The organism is Larkinella sp. VNQ87 (assembly GCF_049445795.1).
In the GTDB taxonomy this organism is placed as follows: Bacteria; Bacteroidota; Bacteroidia; order Cytophagales; family Spirosomataceae; genus Larkinella.
In genome coordinates this window covers 78,770-98,031 of sequence record NZ_JBMSDT010000004.1, presented here as the reverse complement: position 1 = coordinate 98,031, position 19,262 = coordinate 78,770, and the positions used below count along the sequence as shown (strand labels likewise).

The window sequence follows — 19,262 nt, the reverse complement described above, 5'->3', positions numbered from 1 at the left end:
TCAATAACGGTTGTTACGGCGGTGCCTTCCGGAGAAATCCGGGACGGCGGTGCGCACCTTCTGATTGATGATAAAAACGGCTCCTTCCGTGGCATCGGGCGCATCATCGTGTCCGGTCGGGAAGGCTAATAGCTGCTCTTTCCAGTTGACGAAATGCTTGTTGCCTTTCAACTCCTGGTTGATCCGAAATACGCCGTGCTCAAAAAGCGCCTGGAGGGTGGATTCGATCCGTCCGGCCTTGTCGGGTTTCTGGCGTTCATCAGCCCGGATCGGGAGCATATAGTTGCGGATGGCACTCTCGTTCACGTATTCCTCCAGGTGGGTGTCCTGCATCAACCCGCCCTCGATGAAATGGAAGATCACTTTCGCGCCCAACTCCAGCAACCGTTCGTGCATGTCGTAATGCGCCTTCACCATCGCTGATTTAGTACCCTGAGTAACCCAACAGTCCAGCAGATCACGAAACTTGCCCAGGGCACCCACGGCCACAATGGCCTTGTAGTCGTTTTTCTTCGAGTCCTTCCAACTGGGGTCGTTGTAGGTGACAATGAACGGATAGTGAGCCAGCGGGGGCGTCTTGATGTAGGTCAGCCACTCCGCTTTGAAGATTTTACCCGATACGATGAACTTGTGGAAGTACTCGCGCTGAACCATCGAATAGCGGATTTTACTCCACTTGTCGAGCAGCATGGGGCGGGTGTAGCGTTCTTTCCAGGCCGGGACGCCGGTTTCGCTCTGGTCCTCCTTGTGGGTTTTCGGATTCTCCAGGGCGAACACCTTGCAGTGAAAAATACTTTCCTTCACCGGGTCGTCTTCTTCGACATCGCCCACCAGGTTAGCCAGGACGGATTTCCGATGTATCCGGTTACCGGCCACGACGAAACGCGCGCCCAGGATCGAGAAACAGGGAAACAAAGCGCCTTCGACCCACCGGACGACCTTTTCAACTCGTTCTTCGTTTTCGACCAGTTCGTCGTCATCGATGTCATCGACCACGCCGTAATTCGGGCGTTTTTCGGCCTTTCTTAAACCGCGCGGGGATTGGCCGCGTCCGAGTGCCCAAAAGCCTACGCCGTCTTGCGTGGAAAACGAGCCTTCCTCCCAGTCGCCAAAGCTGTATTGCTCCCCAAAGTCATTAATGTACCGCTGGTTGAACTGAAGTTCCACCTGCACGTCGATGAGCAGGCCAACCGCCTTAGACTGGTTGGCGCTGGTGATCACCATGCCGGTAAGCTGGTCTTTCGCCTTCAGGTACAGCGGCATGAGTACATCGGCAAAAACCGATTTCGCGTGTTCGCGCGGCCACTCCAGGACGGCAAAGACGTTCGGATCGGCTTCAATTTCTTTGGCGGCTTTCTTGTGAAACCAGCCGAAGGGAGCCGACGCGTAGTGCGGAAAATAGTATTCGCAAAACCGTTCGAAGGTTTCCTTCAGCCGGGTGATCCGGGCGGCTTTTACGGCGGCTGGCTCATTCAGGGGGATGTCGGACGTTTTGGCCGAAACAATCTCTTTCCGACTATCTAAATAGTCCTGAAACGCCCGTTTGTCTTTTGCGGTCAGTGCCATTTAGTTCGTCATTAAATCGCGTTTCAACTGGAGAAAATCGTCCGAATACGGAACCAGGGCTTTTGCCAGGTCGGCATCTTTGCGGTGGACGTGCTCCGCAAACTCCCGGACAATATCTACCACGGTGGCCCACTGCAATTCACGGCCTTTGATCACCGCGAACATTTTGGAGAGTGCGTCGATTTCGCCTTTGTCCAGGAGGGGCAATTCGTCCGGGTTCGCGGTGCGATACCCCAAAACGCGCTCATTCAGGGCTTCAAGCTGGTAGTCGATCAGGTCCAGGATACGATCCTGAATCGTCCGCTTTTGCGATAGTTTGGCGGCACGTTCTTCCCGCCACCCCTCCTTGCTTGTCCAGGTGGATACCGTCGTAGCGGACACGCCTAAGATGCGTGCGATGTCCTGCGATTGCAGGCCCATCATGTAGAGTTCCTTTCCGCTCTGCTTGATTCTATCGCGTTGGTTCATGGGGGTACGGTGGGCGTTTGCCTAAACCAAAATTGGGCATCCGACGTGTCTGGCCCAAAAGCATTGCGTACCGTTTTCGGAATATCCGAACAGCGTTTGTCCTGGCCGAAAACGGTAGGTAATCAGGTTGCCTAAGCCGTCCCCACTGCCCAATTTCACTGCTGAAACAGGCGCAAGCCACCACCGTACACTTGTTGATATGCCTAAGAAAACGTTCCGCGTTTCCGACGAAACGATTACCTGCTACGGGGTTCGGATACTCAATTCCGGCCTTCAGGTTGAGTCGTTTTTAGCCAATCCGGTCATGCTCTACATGCACAAGCGTGGGCAGGTGATTGGCAAGTGGAATAATCTCCGCCTGGAGAATAACGAGTGGCTGGCCGAGCCGGAATTTGATACCGACATCGAGTTAGGGGATCAGGTGGCGGGTCAGGTTGACCGGGGCTTTCTCAATGCCGCCAGCATCGTGGCCGAAATTCAGGAGATTGTTTACAATGACGAACTGAAATGCTACGACGCCACCAAAAGCGTCCTTCAGGAAATCAGCATTGTAGACGTGGGCGGCAACCGCAATGCCCTGAAGCTGGTCGATTCGCGAGGGGAATACCTGACCGACGACCAGGCCAAAGACTTCCTTCTCAAGCTTTCCAATCAATCACAACCTTTCAAACCCAACGAGCAAATGAGCTTAGTAGCCATTGCCCTGGCGTGCGGTCTTGCAGAGACGGCCACCCAGGAACAGATTACCGCGAAGGTGATCGAACTGAAGGCCGCTGCTGCTTCGGCAGATGGTACCAACTACAAAGAGAAGTACGAGCAGCTTCTGAAGAAGCAGAAGGAAGACCAGGAAGCGAAAGCGGTTAAACTGGTTGATACGGCTATTTCTGAAAAACGCATCACGGCGGATCAGAAAGATACGTACATCAAACTGTTTGCGGCAGATTTTGCGCTGGCTGAAACCGTGCTGGCAAGCATCAAAGCGCCGGTTGATCTGGTTCAGCTTGCTACCGGGGGTGCCCAGCAAGCGGCCATTGCCCTGGCTGATGACGACCTGGTGAAGAAGTACGACGAGTTGGACCGGAATGGCAAGCTCGTGAAGCTGATGGCCGAAAACCGCCCCCTGTTCGATCAAATTTACAAGGCCAAGTGGGGGAAGACCTACAGCGGCAAATAGCATACCCGTAGAAGAGCGCCCACCCGGAGGCTAAAGGCTGAAGGGTGGGCCAGACAAGTTTTCCCGTACCCACGTAACTTATTTCAAATCAAATGGCCTTAGAGAAAGAAATTTGGCAGACCGACATCGTTGGCAACCTGTACAAAGGCAACGACTTTCTGACCCGTTCCACCAATGTCGATCAGTACGTATTGGCCGGTAAAGTAGTTCACATCCCGAATGCCGGGGCTGGCAGTGGGGTTGTCCGAAACCGGTCATCCTTACCGGCTACGGTAACCAAGCGTACCGACACAGACATCGTGTATGCGCTGGACGAATACACCTCCAACCCGATCACGATCCCGAACATTGACACGATCCAGTTGTCCTATGACAAACGGGCGTCGGTTATTGGGGAGGACATGGCTTCCATCCGGGAACTGGTGGCTGACTGGATGCTCCGGAACTGGGCACCCACGGCTGCGGCTCAGTTTTTGCGTACCACCGGGGCGGCTGTTCTCAGTGCGTCGCCCGGCGCAACCGGCAACCGGAAGGGACTCACGAAAGAAGACCTGAAGAAAGCACGGCTGGCGATGAACAAGCAGAACATTCCGCAAGAAGGCCGCGTAGCCCTGATTCCGTCCGACATGATGGATTTCCTGCTGTCCGACGCGGATTTGCTGAAGCGGGATAAATCACTCGAACTGGACGTGAAAGGCGGGGTGATTGCCAAATTGTACGGCTTTGAGTTGATGGAACGGTCGGCAACGCTGGTGTACACCAATGCGGCCACCCCTGTCGTGAAAGATCCCGGCCAGGCCACGGCGGCCACGGACAACCAGGCGGCTATCCTGTGGCATCCGAGCATCGTTGAACGCGCCCTGGGCACGGTCGATATGTTCGAGCGGCTGGGTGATCCGACCTACTACGGGGACATTTACTCCTTCCTGGTGATGGCCGGTGGCCGGATTCGTCGGGGCGACGGCAAAGGCATTTTTGCCATCATCGAAGACGCTGCTGCTTAATTGTGAGTGCCAGGCGCTGGCCTGGCTCTTAATACACCTCACTTAACTACTCACAATGGCACAACCGAAAGTAGACATACAGATACAGTCCGGTGGCTTGGGTCGTTCAACCCAAGTCGCCGATGGCGTAGCCGGTTTGGTCGTTACCGGTGTTGCGGCCACGGGCCTGGCGCTTGGTGTCGCCAAGCGGCTCTTTAGCTTGGCCGATGCAGAAGATGTGGGCATCAAATCCGATGTGCCCAACCTGTTGCACGCCTGGACGCAAATCAATGACTTCTTTGCCTTTGCAGGCGATGGCGCGGAACTCTGGATTATCCTGATTGCCAACACCACCACGCTGGTGTCGGCGGTCGGCAATTCGGCGGACGATAGTACTCCCCTGGAAAAGCTGTTGGTGGCGGCTGAGGGGCGCGTGAACGTCGCTGGCGTTTCAATGGGCCGGGCGGCTGGCTACACGCCCAGTTTGAACCAGGGCTTTGATGGAAACGTGCAAGCTGCCGTGGGGGCGGCTCAAATGGTGGCCGAAAAGTTTTATGGCCGTTACAGTCCCGTTCACATCATTCTGGATGGTTCGTACATGGACCCCGCTGGTGGGTACATCAATTGGCGGCAAGGGGGCACGGCAAACCGGGTGTCGTGTTTCGTCGGAACCGACGTGGCCGGGGCGCGGGTATCCTGCATGGGTAAATTGTTGGGACGCCTGGCGTCGATTCCGGTTCAGCGCAACATTGGCCGCGTCAAAGATGGTTCCTTTATGGCGGATGCCTACCTCACCAGTGGGGTTTCCGTTCGTTCCCTGACCCTGGGCGCACTGAATGCGATCCACGACGCGGGGTACATTTTGCCCCGGATTCACCAGGGCATTCCGGGCGTCTTCCTGTCGGATGATCCGTCGCTGGTTGACAATAACGACGATTTTTCCAGCATTTCCCGAAACCGGGTGATCGGCAAGGCCGTTCGGCTGACCTACCAGACGTATGTGCTGGAGCTATTGGACGAGGTTGAGGTCCAGGCCAATGGCCGGATTTCACCCACCAAAATCGGCTACCTGGAGGGGCGCATCGAAAACGCCATCAATCAGCAGATGGTCGTCAATGGCAATTGCTCCAGTGTCGATTGCACCATCGATCCCCGCCAAAACATCCTCTCAACGGATCGGCTGGAAATTCAGTTGAAGCTTATCCCGGTTGGGCAACTGAAGGAGATTGTCATCAAACTGGGCTTCACCAATCCCGCTTTAGCGACGTAACATGGCAAATTTTCAAATGGATACCAGGCTCTACGCCTGGTCTGAAACCGAAATCCGCGTGGCCGGTAACATGGTGGTTGGGGTGGTTAACTGTCAATGGAAAGCCGACCAGGAGAAGGAGGAAATTTACGGCAAAGGCACCGAGCCGCTGGCGATCAAATCGGGTAATTCCAAGTACTCCGGAACGCTCACGCTCCTGCAAAACGAACTGGAAAAACTCCTGGATCAATTCTCGGATGCCAACGGCAACGTGAATTTCATTCCGCCGTTCGAGGTGCAGATCAGTTTTGCCAATGACCGGGATCAGATCGTGACCTATAAGCTGGCCGGTTGCCAGTTCAACAGCCAGGAAATGAACGCCGAGCAGAACATGAAGAAAATGGAAGTTCCACTCCCCTTCATGTACCTGACCCAAACCCGCGTTGCCGCGTAACCATGACTGAACCGGTCCAAATCTTCCAAATGTACCCCGCCGTTCGGATGCTCTACCGAACGTCGGACGGTTGGGTACATTTGACCAAGACCGATGCCCAGGCGCAGGCCCGGCATCTGCAAGACCCCACCGTTACCCCGATCCGCCGTACCCATGCACAGCCTGCTGACCCAAATCAACAGTAATACCGAAATCCGTTTAAGCCTGGCGGAAGCCTGGGGGATCGTTTCGGCATTGGTTGTGGGTATTCCGTCGCTGATTGCCGTCGTTCGGCAATATGAGCGAACCCGCATCAAATTCAATTCTCACGAATCCCAGCTTTCCCAGCTTACCAAGCTGTCCGAAAAGCAGGAGCAAAAAATTGCGCTGCTCACCACGGAGGTGGAAACGCTGACCCGGTTGGTCCGGGATATGATTCGAGGGAAAACCAGCAAACCGCGTGTAACCAAATCCGGCAATGCCCAGCACCCGTAACATCAAAGATGCCGTCGTCCGGCTGCAAAAAGCCTGGGCGTACCTGGAACAGCAGTATCCGATTCTGTTCCCCAACGATCCCAAACCGTTCCTGATTGAAGTGTTTCGGCCCGCTGCCGTGCAACGCGCTTACTACGCTCAGGGCCGGGAAAAGCTTGCCATTGTCAACAGCTTGCGCCGGGGCGCGGAATTGGCGGCAATTTCGGAAGCTGAGAACCGGCGCATCATTACCAAGTCCAAGCCCGGCACCAGCAAGCATGAGCGGTGGCCGAGTCAGGCGTTTGACATTGCGTTTCTCACGCCGGATAAAAAGAGCCTGGACTACACGCCCCGCCTGTTCAATCAGGCCGCTGTGATCCTTCGGGCCGAGTTTCCGGATGTTCGTTGGGGTGGAGACTTCAACGGCAACGGCAAGGCCGATGATTCATTCGTGGACCGGCCCCATTTCGAGGTTTAAAACCCACTTAAAGACACTTTAAACGCAAATAACAATGGAAACGAAAAGTTTTTCAGCGCCGTCCAATGCGGTCGATGTGGAGGCTCTAAAGGCGAAGTACGGTGAGGTTTATCAAATCGCGGTGCAGGAGATTTTCGTGAAGCACGATCCGTATCTGGTACCAACTAATGAGGATGAGGATGAGATCGAAGGGGCGGTTTTTGCTTACATCCGCAAGCCCACGGCCAAAGAAATCAATTTCGCCATGTCGAAGGTGCCGAACCTGATTGAAGCCGGAAAGGTCATCGCCAAGAACTGCTTTGTGGCCGGGGATCGGCGCGTGATCGACGAACCGTCGATGTTCACCAGTGCCGCGCTCCAGTGTATTGAGTTGCTGGAAATTCGGCAAGCCAGCCTAAAAAAGCTTTAGAGGAGGACTACCCGGAGATTGAGGAAACCGATACGTTCCGGGTGATGTCCTCCTGGATTCGCTTCTTCTTCCCGGCCATCGAGCCGTATGACCTGGAGCCGGACGATTTTGCCCGTATCTGGCGGGAAGCCCAATTTCTGCTGACGCAAACCAAACCCATCAAGTCCAACCAGCGATGAACTACTCCTGGGCATTTCGATTGCAAGACCTGGTATCGCCTACCCTGATGCAGATCAGTCAGCGATATGGCAGTACGGTTTCAACGATGCAGCGACTAACGGAGCGGCTTCAGTCGGGCTTTAGCCGGGCGGCTCAGACGGTCGATCAGCTTAAGCGGAAAATGGGATTTGCCAAAGAAGGGCATTCTATCGACTCGCTCCGACAGAAACTCGACGCTTTGACTCGCCAACGTGATTTGTCGTTAGACCTGGGCGAAGTGCGCCGGGCTAATCGGGAGATCGACGCCCTGGAGCGCAAACTTAACAAGCTGGAAAGTTCCGGGAAGAAAAGCGGGGGCTTGTTGGGTGGTCTGTTGGGTGGTGGGCTGATGGGTTCGGTTACGGGCCTGGTGGTGGGTGGTGGTTTGTTGGCCGGTGCGGGGCAACTGCTGCAATCCGGAATGAACCGGGAACAGACGAAAGTAGCTTACGAGCAATTCGTGGGCAAAGAGGGCGTCGATCAGTTGATGGGCAAACTCAACAACTTTGCCAATGTGACGCCCTACTCGAATGAGCAGGTATACGGCGCGGGCCGGGCGCTATTGGCCGCCAAGGTGTCCGCCAATGAACTGGAGTCCAAGATGACCAACATCGGCAACATGGCCGCTGTGAGCCAGAAGGATTTTGAGGAAATGTCGGCTGCTTACGCCAAAATTAAGGCCAAAGGGTTTATCGACTCCGGGGAATTGCACCAGGAATTTGGCGGGACGCTGCTCATGGATCAGCTTAAAAAAGACCTGGGCGTGACCGGTGAAGAGTTGTTCAAATTGGCCGAGGATCGAAAAATCCGGTTTGAGGATGTAGACCGGGCCATTGCCAATCTGTCCGCCAATGGAGGTGCTTATCAGGGAGGGTTAGATAAGCTCAGCCAAACCGCTGGTGGTAAGTGGTCTACGTTCACCGGTACCCTGCAAGATAAACTCGCTACCTGGGCGGAGAAACTGAACCCCTTCCTGGGTAAAATCTTTGATTTTGGCACGGCGTTGATCGGGCAGATTGATCCGTTCCTGGCGAAGCTGGCCCCGCTGGGCGAAGGCTTTATGAAGGTGTGGGACGCTTTGCAGCCGGTGCGGGATCTGCTGGCCGACCTGTTTACGGTCGTTACCAACCTGCTTTCACCCTTTAGTTCGATGGAATCGAATGTTTCCGGGCTGAACGTGGTCCTGGAGATTTTTGCCGATGTCGTTTGGGTGATCAGTACCGCCGTCAAATGGGTAGGCGAATTGATTCTTTGGCTGGCCGATAGTGCCATCGTGAAAGCTATTTTGGTGGTCGGGTTGCTGGTGAAGGGTTGGTGGGCACTGAATGCCGCCATGTACGCCAACCCGGTCGGGGCGGTGATTGCCGCCATCGTCGCCCTAGTGGCTATGATCAAATACGCCTGGGATAACGTCGAATGGTTCCGCAACTCCTTAATCAAACTCTGGGAGGTGGGTAAGGCGGTCTTCAGTAGTCTGGGTAAAGCCTGGGAAGCTTTCAAGAATGGTGACTTTGCCGGAGTGGGTAAAGCGTTTGCCGATGGCTGGAAAGAGGGGTTAGCCAATGCCGACCGGGCCATCAATACCGACAAGATGAGTCGGAGAATGGCGGCTGAGCAGGCCAAAATGAAAAAGGTTTCGACCCCTGCAATGGCCGCGAACGGCCTGGCTCCTGGTAGCGGTACTCCTTCCGGCAAGGAACTCGATAAAGCGGCTGGCGTGTCGGCTACGGTGGGCGGCTCCAAATCCACGACCATCACCATTAACGTGAACAAGCTGATTGAGAAAAGCGAAATCCACGTCAACCATTTTAAAGAAGGCGTCAACGAAATGGAAGAAATGATCCAGGATGCCGTTTTACGTGCTCTCAATAGTGCCAACGCTGTCGCAACTCCCTAATGGCAACCATCAGACTACCCGACCCGCTCGCTATTCCGACTACAAGTCAGTTGCCTGACGAGCAGGCTATCAAGCGGACCGGTGCGACCATGAAAATGCCGTTTCGGATCGGCCTTACTCGCGATAATTCTGATTTTTGGACCTTGCCGATTGAGCCACTAGTAAGTGTGCGCGGTCGGAATATGATCGTCCGGAGGAACATCAGCAAAAAGAATGGTATCGGGTCGGTTAAGGAGTTGTGGTCGCAGGACGATTACAGCATCAGTGTTCGCGGGATTTTTGTGTCGGAGAAATTGGGCGAGTTTCCGGAAGAAAACCTATCGAAGCTCAAAAAGCTGCTGGAAGCTAAGCGGAGCCTGGTAATCTCCTGTAGGCTAACCGACATCCTGGGTATTACGCTGATGGCCGTCGAGGAGTGGGAACTACCGGAAACTTCGGGCCTGGAGAACCAGTACTTCCGGATTTCGGGCTACTCCGACCAGGATTTTGAATTGATTTAAGTAGCGTTTAAACCCCCTGTATTTATATGAAATCGCTTTTTTCTTCCGTGGCCTTCCTGCTGGCCCTAACCGCTGCAACCGCATCGCCTATGTTTCGGATGGATTATGAAATCGAGATTGGAAACGTCGCCCTGAAGGGTGTCGAGTCGGTAACTGTCGAGTCCAGTACGGAATCATTGTTGGACCGCTGCACGATCACGGTGCCGGGCATGGTTCGCAACAAGCCGTACCAGATCGAGGGCAAGATCAAACGGGGCGACGCCGTGACGGTCAAACTGGGGTATGATGGTAAGCTGAATACCGAATTTGTAGGCTACCTCCGGGCCATCTATCCGAATAGCCCGATGAAACTGGAGGTCGAAGACGCCATCTACCTGACACGCCGGGACATCAAGGATAAAGCCTTTCAGAAAACCACGGCGGTGGATGTGCTGAAGTATGTTGTTTCCGAACTCAACCGGCAATTGCCCGGCAATCAGCAATTCAAGGTCGTGACGGATGTGGATGGCTTGCAGTTTGATAAGTTCACTATTGTTCGCTCGAACGGGTTTGAAGTGCTGGAGAAGCTGCGTTCAGAAACCGGTTTAGCCATCTACGCACGGGGTAATGAGTTACACTGCCATCTGAAGTACACCGAAAAAACCGGCCAGGTCACCTACGATTTCAGCAAGAATATTGAGGAATCCACGGACCTCCAGTACGTCAGAAAGGAGGATACAAAGGTTCTGGTGAAAGTGGTCGGGCGGACCAAAAAGGGGGCTAATGTAGAAGTGGAGGTTGGCGAAAAGGGGGGCGATGTCCGCACGTTCCAGCGTCCAACGATTTCGGACAAAGCGACCCTGGAGACTATCGCCAAAGAGGAACTAAAGAAGCTTTCATTCGATGGCTACAAAGGATCGCTTCGGGGCTGGCTCCTGCCGATCTGCTCAACCGGCTACACGGCCAAAATTCTTGATCCGGACTACAAAGAGCGTGAGGGTAGCTACTACGTGAACAGCGTCAAGACGGAATTTTCGTCCAGCGGGGGCCGTCGAACGGTGACCCTGGGCATTAAGCTTTCCGTATAATCTTTGGTAAACGAGCGGCCGGCGAAGATCCGTAGCCAAATATTCGATGGACAAGAACGCGCAAATCGTAGCAGGCATTCGGCAGGTGGTGGGCAAGTCGCCGGTGCAGGTGTGGCCCGCCCTGGTGAAATCCGTCCAGGGGACGACCTGCACGGTGGACATCGTTGGGACGGGCCTGGTCGATGTGCCGGGCGTGAACCTTCGGGCCGATGATGACGCTTCTGAAGGCGTGTTGCTGGTTCCGCGCGTTGGCTCCTACATTTTCATCGGAACCATTGAGAATGAATTGAGCAACCTGTTTGTGTGCCAGGTGTCGGAAGTGGATCGGGTCGAAGTCGTCATCGAGGGTGTGACGGTGCAGGTTTCCAAAGACGGTGCGACGTTTAAGCGGGATGATCTGGAAATGAGCCTGGCCGATAAAGCGACCATCAAAAAGGGGGGCGTCGAAATGACCCTGAGCGACGGCGCAACGATCAAGCAGGACCAAGCCGAATTAACGCTGAAATCCGGTAAGGTGACCGTGAAGAACGCCGGGGTTAACCTGAAGGAACTGTTTACTAGCCTGACCACGCTCCTGAAAACCTTCCAGGTGGTTTGTGCGGCTCCCGGTTCTCCGTCTGCATCGGTTTTTCCGACCACCATCACCAGCATTGTCCAGCTTGAAACGAAGGCAAACCAACTACTCCAGTGAACGATTTTTTGCACGATCCGGATACGGGCGATTTGGTGATTAAAAACGGTGATCTGGTCGTGGGCGATGCCACCGATCAGCACCATACCGACATTGTGATCTGGCATAAGGGCTGGAATCATTTTGATCCGACCATCGGCGTGGGGTTGTCTCGCTTCCTGTTGGACGAAGGCGGTGCGCCGGGGCTGACCCGGACGATCCGGGCGGAACTGGAGCGGGACGGCAACACGGTCGATAGCGTGTCAATTGAACCCGATGCCATAACCATCATTGCACGCTATGAATGAGTACAGGGTGATAAGCGGCCAAAGCTTGCTCGACATTGCCATCGAAGCGTATGGTGATGTCGAGGGGTTACACTGGCTGCTGGAGGACAATCCGACCTTAAGTGGGCCATCGGATCGGCTCCGGGCGGGGCAAGTGCTGTTGATCCGGACGGAGGTGGTGAATGTGCGCTTTAAAGCCTATTTAAATGACTTCGCGCCGTTTGCTACCGTCACTGGAGACGACCAACCGGAGGGCGTTGGCTACTGGTTTTTGAATGAATACACCGTACAACCATAACTATGTATGAGAACGACCGACGAGATTTTGGCGGAAATGGACACGGTTCAGGCTACCATGCCCGAACTGGCTAACTTAAATTCAGCAAGCCAGGTGGCGTTTTACCGGCTCCTGAAACGAATGTGGGCGCTGCTGGTGCAACTGGTCGAAAAAGCCTTTGACGACTTTCGTGTCGAGCAAACGGCGCTGTTGGCCGCTAAGGAGATCGGGACGCTGGAGTGGTATGCCGCTAAGGTAAAGGCGTTCCAGTTTGGGGACGCCGTGATTGTGCGCGGCTCGACGGCCACGTACACCACCATCGATCCCGCCAAACAAATTATCAAGCAGTGTGCCGTCACAGAAAACACATCGAACGGACGGCTGACGGTGAAGGCGGTGAAGGGGGCGACAAACCTGGTGCCCCTGTCGGGCGATGAGTTGACAGCCTTGAAAGAGTATGTCCGGGCCATTAAATACGCGGGGGTGGCCGTCGATGTGGTCAGCCTGGCCGCTGACGAATTGCGCCTGAACGTGACGATCAAAATCGACCCGCAAGTAGTGTCGAATGCCGGGGCAAGCCTGAGTGATCCGGCCAAATTCCCGATTCGGGATGCCCTGCAAGGCTACCTGAAAACCATTCCGTTTGATTCGGTTTTAAGCTGGACCCTGCTTACGGATTATATGCAGACAGTGCCCGGCGTGAAAGACTTCGTGGTGAGTCAATCGTTCTACCGGCAAGCGGGGTCGCCCACCTGGCTTACGTTTTCCCGCGAACTGGTTTCCCCTGCCGGTCACATGGTTTTGCACACTGATTCCGTCCTGACCTATGCTGTTTGATCTGCCGAGTTTTATCCGTCAATCGTTGCCGCCTTCGTCCCGGACGCCGATTAAGATTGCGCTGGCCCGGATGCTCTTTGCTCCGATCCTGTACACCATCCAGGCGTTCAACACGTTTCGCACGGAAATGCTGCTGAAGGGATCGAGCAACGGCCAGGTGATCGTCCTGGAGTCGCTGCTGAACGCGGCCATCGGGCGTTCGTACCTGATTTATATCCTGGATGGCAACTTCAAAGATGTAGATTTTCAGGTGGTCGTGCCCTCCGATCTTCCCGGAAGCCAGCGAAACCGGGTAATCGCCGTATTGAACGATCAGCACCTCCGTTCGAAAAGATGGTCAATTCGAACGACTGACGAGGTTTCCTGGCGGGTTGATGGCAATCCGTCTACCATCCCGTTTGCGATGATCGGGTTGCTGGAGTCGGTTAACGCTACCGAAATTTTAGGCTGGGCGGCTGATGCCAATCGCTTTGATACCGGTGTTTGGGTGCTGATTTATATTGATGATGTGCTGGTTGAGGAACACTACGCCGGTCGTTGGCGACCGGAAATCGGCGAGATGTTGGGTGATTACGGATTTCATGGGATCAGCTATAAAATACCGGATCAATACAAAACCGTTGGTACGCACACCGTCGATGTCAAATTTATGGACACGATGGCGTCATTGCCGGGTTCGCCGAAAACCTACGTGGTTACCCAGGTCAACCAGCCCGATCCGCTGGCCGACTTCCGAATCTTTGCGCACTGGGATGGTTTTTCGCAAGGGCTTAACATTCTGGCGCTGGTCATGGATAATGAAGTGTACTCCGGGCGGATTGTTCCCGAACCGGGTCAACAGGGCACCTGGCCTTCGTCTGTCGATCTGAAGCCTGAGCAATTCATTATCCAGACTGCCAACGGGGCGGTGACTGCCAACCGGCGTTACCTGTTTCATGGGATTGAGAAGGTGCCCGCTGGCACCTGGCGGGTCGAGGTTTGGCGGAAACTGTACCCGAACGTCAAACGTGTCCGAAGCATTACCCTGAGCGGGATCAAGTTTGAGGATGAAATAACGCCGGTCGATACGGGAGGGGGTGGCGGCACGGTCCTGGCTTTTTCCAGTGGGTATCCCAAGTTGAATGGATCAGCCTTGCTTTGGGCGGTTACCATTGCCGGAACCTATCTGACCCGCGTGAAGCGGAACGACACAACGATTTTTGAGCAAAATCTGGCCTATGTCGTTGGTGAGGAAAAGCAGATTGCAACGGAAGTAGGCTACATCTACCGCGTCGAGGTTGTTTCAGGTGGACAAACCATTTCCGGGGAAGTTGTGACGGCGGTTGATCCGAATGTAGCGGAGACGGCGTTCAACATTCCCCGCGTCAACGGGCTGGATACAAACGTGGCCACGGTAACCCGGTCGGTTGTGGGTGGTGAAATCCGCTATTCGATCACGCCCCAAAATGTTCAGTCTGGCTATGTGGGGTACATCATCGTCAATAACATTGCCTACACCAGTTACCAGAATGTCGCCGTAGGTGCCCAGCGTTTCCTAGACGTGCTGATTGTTCAGGCGAGCGACATTCCGTCAAACTGGTGGCAATACAAGTTTTACGATGGCGTGACAAATCCGTCTGCTGAGTATACCCGGCGCTCGAACATGGTTAAGCCAGGTCATCAATTCTCCATCGAAACCGGACTTCCCACCAACTAATATGGCAATTGCAGGAACCAAGTTACTGACACGTCCGGGCTATCTGAAATATGATGAGATAGACCGGACGACTGAATTCCCGGTGCGGACCAAGCCGACCGGCAAACGCTACGCGGGGTATCTCAAGACGAACCGCCCCGTTACCGATTACCTCAAATACATGACCCATGTCTTTGCGGTCAGCCATACCGAAGCTGCCGATGGCGTTCGGGCAACCATTCCGGGTAGTTCCATTTTGGCCCAGTTTGGGGGCGTCGGCCAATGTACCAACATGTCGCTGGATCAATGCTTTAACGCCGGAAAAGCGTTCCCTCGTTTGGGGCATCTTTGGAGTCAGGAGGGTGAAGGTGATCCCGTTCTGGTCCCTGACGCTAGCCTGGCTGCAAACGGCATCAACAATGAGCAGCGGCACAAGCGGTACTACGAAGGGATCATGGATGGCCTGCCCTCTGACTACTGGTTTTTCGGTAACTACGGGGCGCTCCGCTTCAGCTACTCGAACGAAACTTTCAGCGTCGATGGTGGGGCACCCAACGGGGTGCAGTCGAAGTTTACCAACATGTACGCCAGTCAGACGGCGGCACGCCAGGCGTTTAAGCAGTACTACCCGACGTATTTCGACATGGGGATGCACTGGCACGCCCACTTGTATCTCCGCTATTTGCCTGCCTTTGGCGTCGAACACAGCGTGCTGCACATGCTGCTTATTGGTAAGAAGGCTTTTCCGGAACGCAAAGGAAGCCTGTTTTTTTGGCCTCCCGTAGAGTCAGTAACCGGTGGTTCGTTTTCTGTGAACCACAAACACGGCTCCACGACCACCAGTCCAGCCGGAAGCATCTGGATGTACGAACACGCCGTTATGTCGGCGGATTCGTGCCGAAACGTTGCGTTCATTGGGTACATGGAAGTTGAAGCGGTAACCACTTTTGAAGATGGATACCGGCACGGGGAGGATCGAAATGTTCGGGGAAATGCGGACGGCCAGTTTCGATTTATTTTGGATGAGTTTCGCCCCGCTGGTGGCGGGAATGGCACATTTCCGTATCAGCCGAACGCCCCTTACAAGTTTCCGCGCCAATCGTGGACCTGCCAGACAGCAACCATGCTGGGTATCGATCTTGCCATGCAGGCGGTCAATTTCCTGGGCGGGTCGCACACCTCGTACACGTCGGAGTTCTGTAAGTACCGGTTGGATGGCGGTGCCTGGGTAGAGGTCCGGAGTGATGGAGCCGACGTTTTGTATGCGCGGGGTTCGGATACGGTTTCCGGTGGCGTGACAATCAGCGGGGCCAAGCCGATCTGTCGCCTGAGCCGGGGAGCCAGCGGCAAACGGGTGGTTTGGTTCGTTGATCCGGACGGCCCGATGTCGGGTAAACGCAAGCTTGAAGTGATGGTAGATGGTACCATCTACGACCTGGGCATGTATGATGCCCGTGACCTGCATGTCCAGTGTTTTAGCGTTGGATCGGTTGGTGGGGGCGATACGGGCGGTGGCAATACGGGTGGAGGGAATACCGGTGGTGGCAATAATGGCGGGGGAACCGCGCCATCCATCAACCAAACGTTGACCTACCTCACGAATCACTATCCACCTGGTGACCCTACCGAGTTTAGTCAGTTTTTAGGGGTTGTCAATACCGGGTTGAACGAGGGTGGTAATTCAGTTCGGATGACCATTCGGATCGGCGAATGGATTAAGGCGAACGGGAATTATGCCCGGTGGGATCAGTGGGCTGCACTGGCGACGGCGAACAACCGAAACGCGCCCTTGCTCATTCATATCCTGATTGGCTTCCTGGATAACGAATTTCCATCCTGGTTGACAACGGATATGTGTCAACGTTACCATGATGGCACCCAGCCGCCGTGCAAAACGCCTAGCCTGGAGTTTTGGAATGCTTGGAAAGATGGTGTTGGCTACGATGAGTCGAACCCGGTGTTCCGAATTGAAGGCATCGCCCGTCAAATCATTCTTCGCTACTCTCCTGCCGAAGTGTCGTGGGGGCTGTCGGAGTCAGCCGAGTTTCAGTACAGCCACCGCAATGGGTCCGGAGGTATTGAAACCTATTCAGGCTGTGAGCCACGGGCGGATACGGGTTTCGCGGCTTACACCAACAACTTGTACACGTTTATTCCTAATCCGGCATCCTTTGACATCAACGATTCGTTTGGAACCAACGATGATCGGGGGCGTCGGGCCGTCCGGTATCGTACCACCAAGCTGGCGACGGTAAAGGAATGGGGCCAATGGATCACTGGCTCGTCAATCAATGATATGATTGATTGCGGAGCTTATACCAATTCGCAGTCTGTGTTGGTGGGTACGGCTGAAGTAAAGCGGTTGACAACCGGCATTCCCATTGTGAAAGTCAACGCGATGGCCCAGGACGACTGGCGCTTCATTACCGATTACCTGGCACAGTTGGCCGCTCAGGGCATGGTCGCCATCGACATTGAGGGTGATTTTAGCTTGTTCAATCGAAACCTTTCCACGGTTACGCCGAATGTTGTAGGTCGGTGGGTAAAGTCTTATTCGGACAATACGGAAATACCCCGTACCACGACCAATATCAACAATGTATCTGTCTACGACAACTTCACCAGGGCGCTGGGTCGTGGACGAGTTCGCGCAATCAGTCTCTTTGGAGTAGGTACCCATGAGCACCAGGTAGCTGAGTATGTCCGCTGCATACACGCTCTCGATGGACTTATCGGCGTTCCCATCGCAACCCGTGGAACGGCGACGAACACGATCACGGCTAGTATCCGAAAACTCCGAAAAGCTGGAAACGAGGGCGCTTGGTTGTCGGCTGACTGGAACTCAATTGGCAAGGCGAATCTGGTCGATTTTGAAACTATTGAAGAAACGTTCTGATGGCACAACAAAGTAGAGAATACCTCAAAGGCCGGTTTGCCCAGGGAGCAAAGCCAAGTGTACAGGATTACGCTGACCTAATCGATTCGTTTCTGCTAATTCCGGAGCAAACAGCCGTCGATCAGCAGGTGGTTAACCAAAAGTTGGCTACCTATGATAGCGACCTGAAGGCGGTCACCCCTGGACTGAATGTCAATACCCTGGGCGATTTGTTTCAGATTTTCCAGGGCTACACAAAGGATTCGGGTGTTGCACAGCAGATCGACGGATTGAAGCAGATCACAAAGTGGACCACCCTGCCGGGCAAACCGACGAACGTCAACGTGATTTGGGACACCCAAACGATCAGCACGTCCGCCCACAATGCCCAGTCCGCCAATAATCCAAAGTGGATCGTTTCGGAGATTTTCGGGGCAAATAGCACCAACCGGTACATGGTGGTTGACATCCAGATTAGCCGGTATTACCTACCTGATACGTCCATCCCGCCTGAATCGTGGAAAATGATTGATAAGATCGTTGCCATCAAAGTAGGCGTTAACCCAACCGCTTTCCTCCAATGATGTACTGTGTTTTGCTCGTCAATAAGGCGGATTCTCGCCTGAGCGCCCTGCCTACTGCCGACACGTTTAATCAGAGCAACTTTTTGACGAATCCTGATTTTATCTATAAGGGGTTGGCGCTGGTCTCTCCGGAAGACTATGAGAGCATTTTCGTAGCCCGCGATTCTGTGTACATCCTGGCTCCTGGGTTGCCCCTGTCGGATGTTGCCCAGATCAGCGACCCAAACCGCATCTACTACCAGTACGATCCGGTTGAAATGACGCTGACGAACGTGCCGGTCAGCATGGAGGTGTACGTGGCGGATGCCCGTCAGCGAAAGGCGGTCGAGTTGCAGGCCGAATTGGAAGTGGCGAAAAAGGGGCGCTTTGAAAGTGGTGGCCGCTGGTATGATAAATCGACGTTCCTCACGTTCGCGGTGGGTTTTCAGAACCTGGGCGTCGATGGGTTGTTTAGCAGCGCGGTGAGCGAGACGGCACCGTTCGTGCCGGTCATGCACACGGTTTCCGAGGTCAATACGGCGGTCAGTGATTACTACGCCTGGTTCTACGGATTGCAAACCGATTATGCCGACAAGCTTCAGGCGCTGGCTGAAGCGGATACCCTGGAGGAAATCGAAGCGATTTAATTAGCGTTTAAAGGTGGTTTAAAAAGGCTGGCCGTTGGTCAGCCTTTTTTTGTATTGACATAATCAGGGTCCATGCTCCACTGTGCCGAAGGTATATTGATAAAGTCGGCCCTTGTGATTGTGTTTATATCAACCGTGGCATCCGCTATAGGCCCGTTGCTGTACAAAAGCTCCTTTGAGCCTCTGGGTCCATAAATTATGCTTTCCACTCTTTTCAAAAGACTTTTGGCTGCCAGTTGCTCAAGAGATTGAACATTGAAGTCGTTTGCTTCAAAACAAGTGATACAACAAGGTGATGGCAACCCGCCATAGGCGGCAAATTGTGAAACTTCTTCGTTGGAAATCTCAGTAAGGCAGACGCTGCATTTCACGGCGAAAAGGGGTTTTATGGCCTAATATTCTGCAAGATAGGCTATTGATTTCATTTTACAGGTGCCATGCTGCAAAAGTGAAAGGGTTTTGGGCGTCGAAAATGGAATAAATACAAAATGGGCTGTACACCTATTTTTACGTTTGGAATTGTGAAAGTTTACGT

The 19,262-nt window shown here is 54.1% G+C and carries 23 protein-coding genes; 20 read left to right on the top strand and 3 right to left on the bottom strand.

Features of this window, described 5'->3' with window-relative positions:
- Together ACO2Q8_RS07810 and ACO2Q8_RS07805 are read right to left on the bottom strand one after the other, a co-directional pair.
- Window positions 1–1,566, bottom strand: a complete 1,566-nt coding sequence (locus ACO2Q8_RS07810; RefSeq protein WP_423344228.1) for a hypothetical protein — start codon at window positions 1,564–1,566, stop codon at window positions 1–3.
- The gene (locus ACO2Q8_RS07805; RefSeq protein WP_423344227.1) at window positions 1,567–2,034 is read right to left on the bottom strand and encodes a terminase gpP N-terminus-related DNA-binding protein; all 468 of its coding nucleotides are present in this window, start codon (window positions 2,032–2,034) and stop codon (window positions 1,567–1,569) included.
- Between the two features lie 199 nt (window positions 2,035–2,233).
- On the opposite strand from ACO2Q8_RS07805, the gene ACO2Q8_RS07800 reads away from it, so the two are divergent.
- The 20 genes from ACO2Q8_RS07800 to ACO2Q8_RS07705 all read left to right on the top strand — a co-directional run bounded on the left by ACO2Q8_RS07800 (window position 2,234) and on the right by ACO2Q8_RS07705 (window position 18,727).
- Complete coding sequence (locus ACO2Q8_RS07800) at window positions 2,234–3,208, top strand: HK97 family phage prohead protease (RefSeq protein WP_423344226.1); 975 nt, start codon at window positions 2,234–2,236, stop codon at window positions 3,206–3,208.
- 92 nt (window positions 3,209–3,300) lie between these two features.
- Entirely contained in the window at window positions 3,301–4,212 is a 912-nt protein-coding gene (locus tag ACO2Q8_RS07795) for a hypothetical protein (protein WP_423344225.1), read from the top strand.
- Between the two features lie 55 nt (window positions 4,213–4,267).
- Window positions 4,268–5,461 (top strand): DUF2586 family protein, encoded by a 1,194-nt coding sequence (locus ACO2Q8_RS07790; RefSeq protein ID WP_423344224.1) that lies wholly within the window; start codon window positions 4,268–4,270, stop codon window positions 5,459–5,461.
- A gap of 1 nt (window position 5,462) precedes the next feature.
- Window positions 5,463–5,894: a hypothetical protein gene (locus tag ACO2Q8_RS07785; RefSeq protein WP_423344223.1), complete on the top strand. Its 432-nt coding sequence runs from the start codon at window positions 5,463–5,465 to the stop codon at window positions 5,892–5,894.
- A 2-nt stretch (window positions 5,895–5,896) separates the two neighbouring features.
- On the top strand, window positions 5,897–6,079 hold the full coding sequence (locus tag ACO2Q8_RS07780) for a hypothetical protein (RefSeq protein WP_423344222.1): 183 nt from the start codon (window positions 5,897–5,899) through the stop codon (window positions 6,077–6,079).
- On the top strand, window positions 6,048–6,368 hold the full coding sequence (locus ACO2Q8_RS07775) for a hypothetical protein (RefSeq protein ID WP_423344221.1): 321 nt from the start codon (window positions 6,048–6,050) through the stop codon (window positions 6,366–6,368). The genes ACO2Q8_RS07780 and ACO2Q8_RS07775 overlap by 32 nt, the downstream gene beginning before the upstream one ends.
- A complete protein-coding gene (locus tag ACO2Q8_RS07770) occupies window positions 6,352–6,825 on the top strand; it encodes a hypothetical protein (protein WP_423344220.1) in 474 nt (157 codons plus the stop codon). Before ACO2Q8_RS07775 ends, ACO2Q8_RS07770 begins: the two co-directional genes overlap by 17 nt.
- A gap of 34 nt (window positions 6,826–6,859) precedes the next feature.
- Window positions 6,860–7,234: a hypothetical protein gene (locus tag ACO2Q8_RS07765; protein WP_423344219.1), complete on the top strand. Its 375-nt coding sequence runs from the start codon at window positions 6,860–6,862 to the stop codon at window positions 7,232–7,234.
- 44 nt (window positions 7,235–7,278) lie between these two features.
- Complete coding sequence (locus ACO2Q8_RS07760; RefSeq protein WP_423344218.1) at window positions 7,279–7,413, top strand: hypothetical protein; 135 nt, start codon at window positions 7,279–7,281, stop codon at window positions 7,411–7,413.
- Window positions 7,410–9,329: a tape measure protein gene (locus ACO2Q8_RS07755; RefSeq protein ID WP_423344217.1), complete on the top strand. Its 1,920-nt coding sequence runs from the start codon at window positions 7,410–7,412 to the stop codon at window positions 9,327–9,329. Before ACO2Q8_RS07760 ends, ACO2Q8_RS07755 begins: the two co-directional genes overlap by 4 nt.
- The gene (locus ACO2Q8_RS07750; RefSeq protein ID WP_423344216.1) at window positions 9,329–9,829 is read left to right on the top strand and encodes a DUF6046 domain-containing protein; all 501 of its coding nucleotides are present in this window, start codon (window positions 9,329–9,331) and stop codon (window positions 9,827–9,829) included. The genes ACO2Q8_RS07755 and ACO2Q8_RS07750 overlap by 1 nt, the downstream gene beginning before the upstream one ends.
- Before the next feature lie 26 nt (window positions 9,830–9,855).
- On the top strand, window positions 9,856–10,896 hold the full coding sequence (locus tag ACO2Q8_RS07745; protein ID WP_423344215.1) for a hypothetical protein: 1,041 nt from the start codon (window positions 9,856–9,858) through the stop codon (window positions 10,894–10,896).
- A gap of 46 nt (window positions 10,897–10,942) precedes the next feature.
- Window positions 10,943–11,587 (top strand): hypothetical protein, encoded by a 645-nt coding sequence (locus tag ACO2Q8_RS07740; protein ID WP_423344214.1) that lies wholly within the window; start codon window positions 10,943–10,945, stop codon window positions 11,585–11,587.
- Complete coding sequence (locus ACO2Q8_RS07735; RefSeq protein ID WP_423344213.1) at window positions 11,584–11,874, top strand: hypothetical protein; 291 nt, start codon at window positions 11,584–11,586, stop codon at window positions 11,872–11,874. The genes ACO2Q8_RS07740 and ACO2Q8_RS07735 overlap by 4 nt, the downstream gene beginning before the upstream one ends.
- Window positions 11,867–12,151 carry a LysM peptidoglycan-binding domain-containing protein gene (locus ACO2Q8_RS07730; RefSeq protein ID WP_423344212.1) on the top strand — a complete coding sequence of 95 codons (285 nt, stop codon included), beginning with the start codon at window positions 11,867–11,869 and terminating at the stop codon, window positions 12,149–12,151. The genes ACO2Q8_RS07735 and ACO2Q8_RS07730 overlap by 8 nt, the downstream gene beginning before the upstream one ends.
- A gap of 6 nt (window positions 12,152–12,157) precedes the next feature.
- Complete coding sequence (locus ACO2Q8_RS07725; RefSeq protein WP_423344211.1) at window positions 12,158–12,967, top strand: hypothetical protein; 810 nt, start codon at window positions 12,158–12,160, stop codon at window positions 12,965–12,967.
- Complete coding sequence (locus ACO2Q8_RS07720; protein WP_423344210.1) at window positions 12,957–14,663, top strand: hypothetical protein; 1,707 nt, start codon at window positions 12,957–12,959, stop codon at window positions 14,661–14,663. Before ACO2Q8_RS07725 ends, ACO2Q8_RS07720 begins: the two co-directional genes overlap by 11 nt.
- Before the next feature lies 1 nt (window position 14,664).
- Entirely contained in the window at window positions 14,665–17,538 is a 2,874-nt protein-coding gene (locus tag ACO2Q8_RS07715; RefSeq protein ID WP_423344209.1) for a hypothetical protein, read from the top strand.
- Window positions 17,538–18,101: a hypothetical protein gene (locus ACO2Q8_RS07710; RefSeq protein ID WP_423344208.1), complete on the top strand. Its 564-nt coding sequence runs from the start codon at window positions 17,538–17,540 to the stop codon at window positions 18,099–18,101. Before ACO2Q8_RS07715 ends, ACO2Q8_RS07710 begins: the two co-directional genes overlap by 1 nt.
- Window positions 18,098–18,727, top strand: a complete 630-nt coding sequence (locus ACO2Q8_RS07705; RefSeq protein WP_423344207.1) for a hypothetical protein — start codon at window positions 18,098–18,100, stop codon at window positions 18,725–18,727. Before ACO2Q8_RS07710 ends, ACO2Q8_RS07705 begins: the two co-directional genes overlap by 4 nt.
- A gap of 38 nt (window positions 18,728–18,765) precedes the next feature.
- Here the strand turns inward: ACO2Q8_RS07705 and ACO2Q8_RS07700 are convergent, their stop codons facing one another.
- Entirely contained in the window at window positions 18,766–19,098 is a 333-nt protein-coding gene (locus tag ACO2Q8_RS07700; protein ID WP_423344206.1) for a hypothetical protein, read from the bottom strand.
- Between the last annotated feature and the right edge of the window lie 164 nt (window positions 19,099–19,262).

Bases quoted from the DNA above. Each gene is read 5' to 3' on its own strand.
- ACO2Q8_RS07715 (WP_423344209.1), top strand. From the start codon at position 14,665: ATGGCAATTGCAGGAACCAAGTTACTGACACGTCCGGGCTATCTGAAA.
- ACO2Q8_RS07740 (WP_423344214.1), top strand. From the start codon at position 10,943: ATGGACAAGAACGCGCAAATCGTAGCAGGCATTCGGCAGGTGGTGGGC.
- ACO2Q8_RS07785 (WP_423344223.1), top strand. From the start codon at position 5,463: ATGGCAAATTTTCAAATGGATACCAGGCTCTACGCCTGGTCTGAAACC.
- ACO2Q8_RS07810 (WP_423344228.1), bottom strand. From the start codon at position 1,566: ATGGCACTGACCGCAAAAGACAAACGGGCGTTTCAGGACTATTTAGAT.
- ACO2Q8_RS07800 (WP_423344226.1), top strand. From the start codon at position 2,234: ATGCCTAAGAAAACGTTCCGCGTTTCCGACGAAACGATTACCTGCTAC.
- ACO2Q8_RS07720 (WP_423344210.1), top strand. From the start codon at position 12,957: ATGCTGTTTGATCTGCCGAGTTTTATCCGTCAATCGTTGCCGCCTTCG.
- ACO2Q8_RS07780 (WP_423344222.1), top strand. From the start codon at position 5,897: ATGACTGAACCGGTCCAAATCTTCCAAATGTACCCCGCCGTTCGGATG.
- ACO2Q8_RS07760 (WP_423344218.1), top strand. From the start codon at position 7,279: ATGTCCTCCTGGATTCGCTTCTTCTTCCCGGCCATCGAGCCGTATGAC.
- ACO2Q8_RS07730 (WP_423344212.1), top strand. From the start codon at position 11,867: ATGAATGAGTACAGGGTGATAAGCGGCCAAAGCTTGCTCGACATTGCC.
- ACO2Q8_RS07710 (WP_423344208.1), top strand. From the start codon at position 17,538: ATGGCACAACAAAGTAGAGAATACCTCAAAGGCCGGTTTGCCCAGGGA.
- ACO2Q8_RS07795 (WP_423344225.1), top strand. From the start codon at position 3,301: ATGGCCTTAGAGAAAGAAATTTGGCAGACCGACATCGTTGGCAACCTG.
- ACO2Q8_RS07755 (WP_423344217.1), top strand. From the start codon at position 7,410: ATGAACTACTCCTGGGCATTTCGATTGCAAGACCTGGTATCGCCTACC.
- ACO2Q8_RS07770 (WP_423344220.1), top strand. From the start codon at position 6,352: ATGCCCAGCACCCGTAACATCAAAGATGCCGTCGTCCGGCTGCAAAAA.
- ACO2Q8_RS07745 (WP_423344215.1), top strand. From the start codon at position 9,856: ATGAAATCGCTTTTTTCTTCCGTGGCCTTCCTGCTGGCCCTAACCGCT.
- ACO2Q8_RS07705 (WP_423344207.1), top strand. From the start codon at position 18,098: ATGATGTACTGTGTTTTGCTCGTCAATAAGGCGGATTCTCGCCTGAGC.
- ACO2Q8_RS07790 (WP_423344224.1), top strand. From the start codon at position 4,268: ATGGCACAACCGAAAGTAGACATACAGATACAGTCCGGTGGCTTGGGT.
- ACO2Q8_RS07775 (WP_423344221.1), top strand. From the start codon at position 6,048: ATGCACAGCCTGCTGACCCAAATCAACAGTAATACCGAAATCCGTTTA.
- ACO2Q8_RS07750 (WP_423344216.1), top strand. From the start codon at position 9,329: ATGGCAACCATCAGACTACCCGACCCGCTCGCTATTCCGACTACAAGT.
- ACO2Q8_RS07725 (WP_423344211.1), top strand. From the start codon at position 12,158: ATGAGAACGACCGACGAGATTTTGGCGGAAATGGACACGGTTCAGGCT.
- ACO2Q8_RS07765 (WP_423344219.1), top strand. From the start codon at position 6,860: ATGGAAACGAAAAGTTTTTCAGCGCCGTCCAATGCGGTCGATGTGGAG.
- ACO2Q8_RS07805 (WP_423344227.1), bottom strand. From the start codon at position 2,034: ATGAACCAACGCGATAGAATCAAGCAGAGCGGAAAGGAACTCTACATG.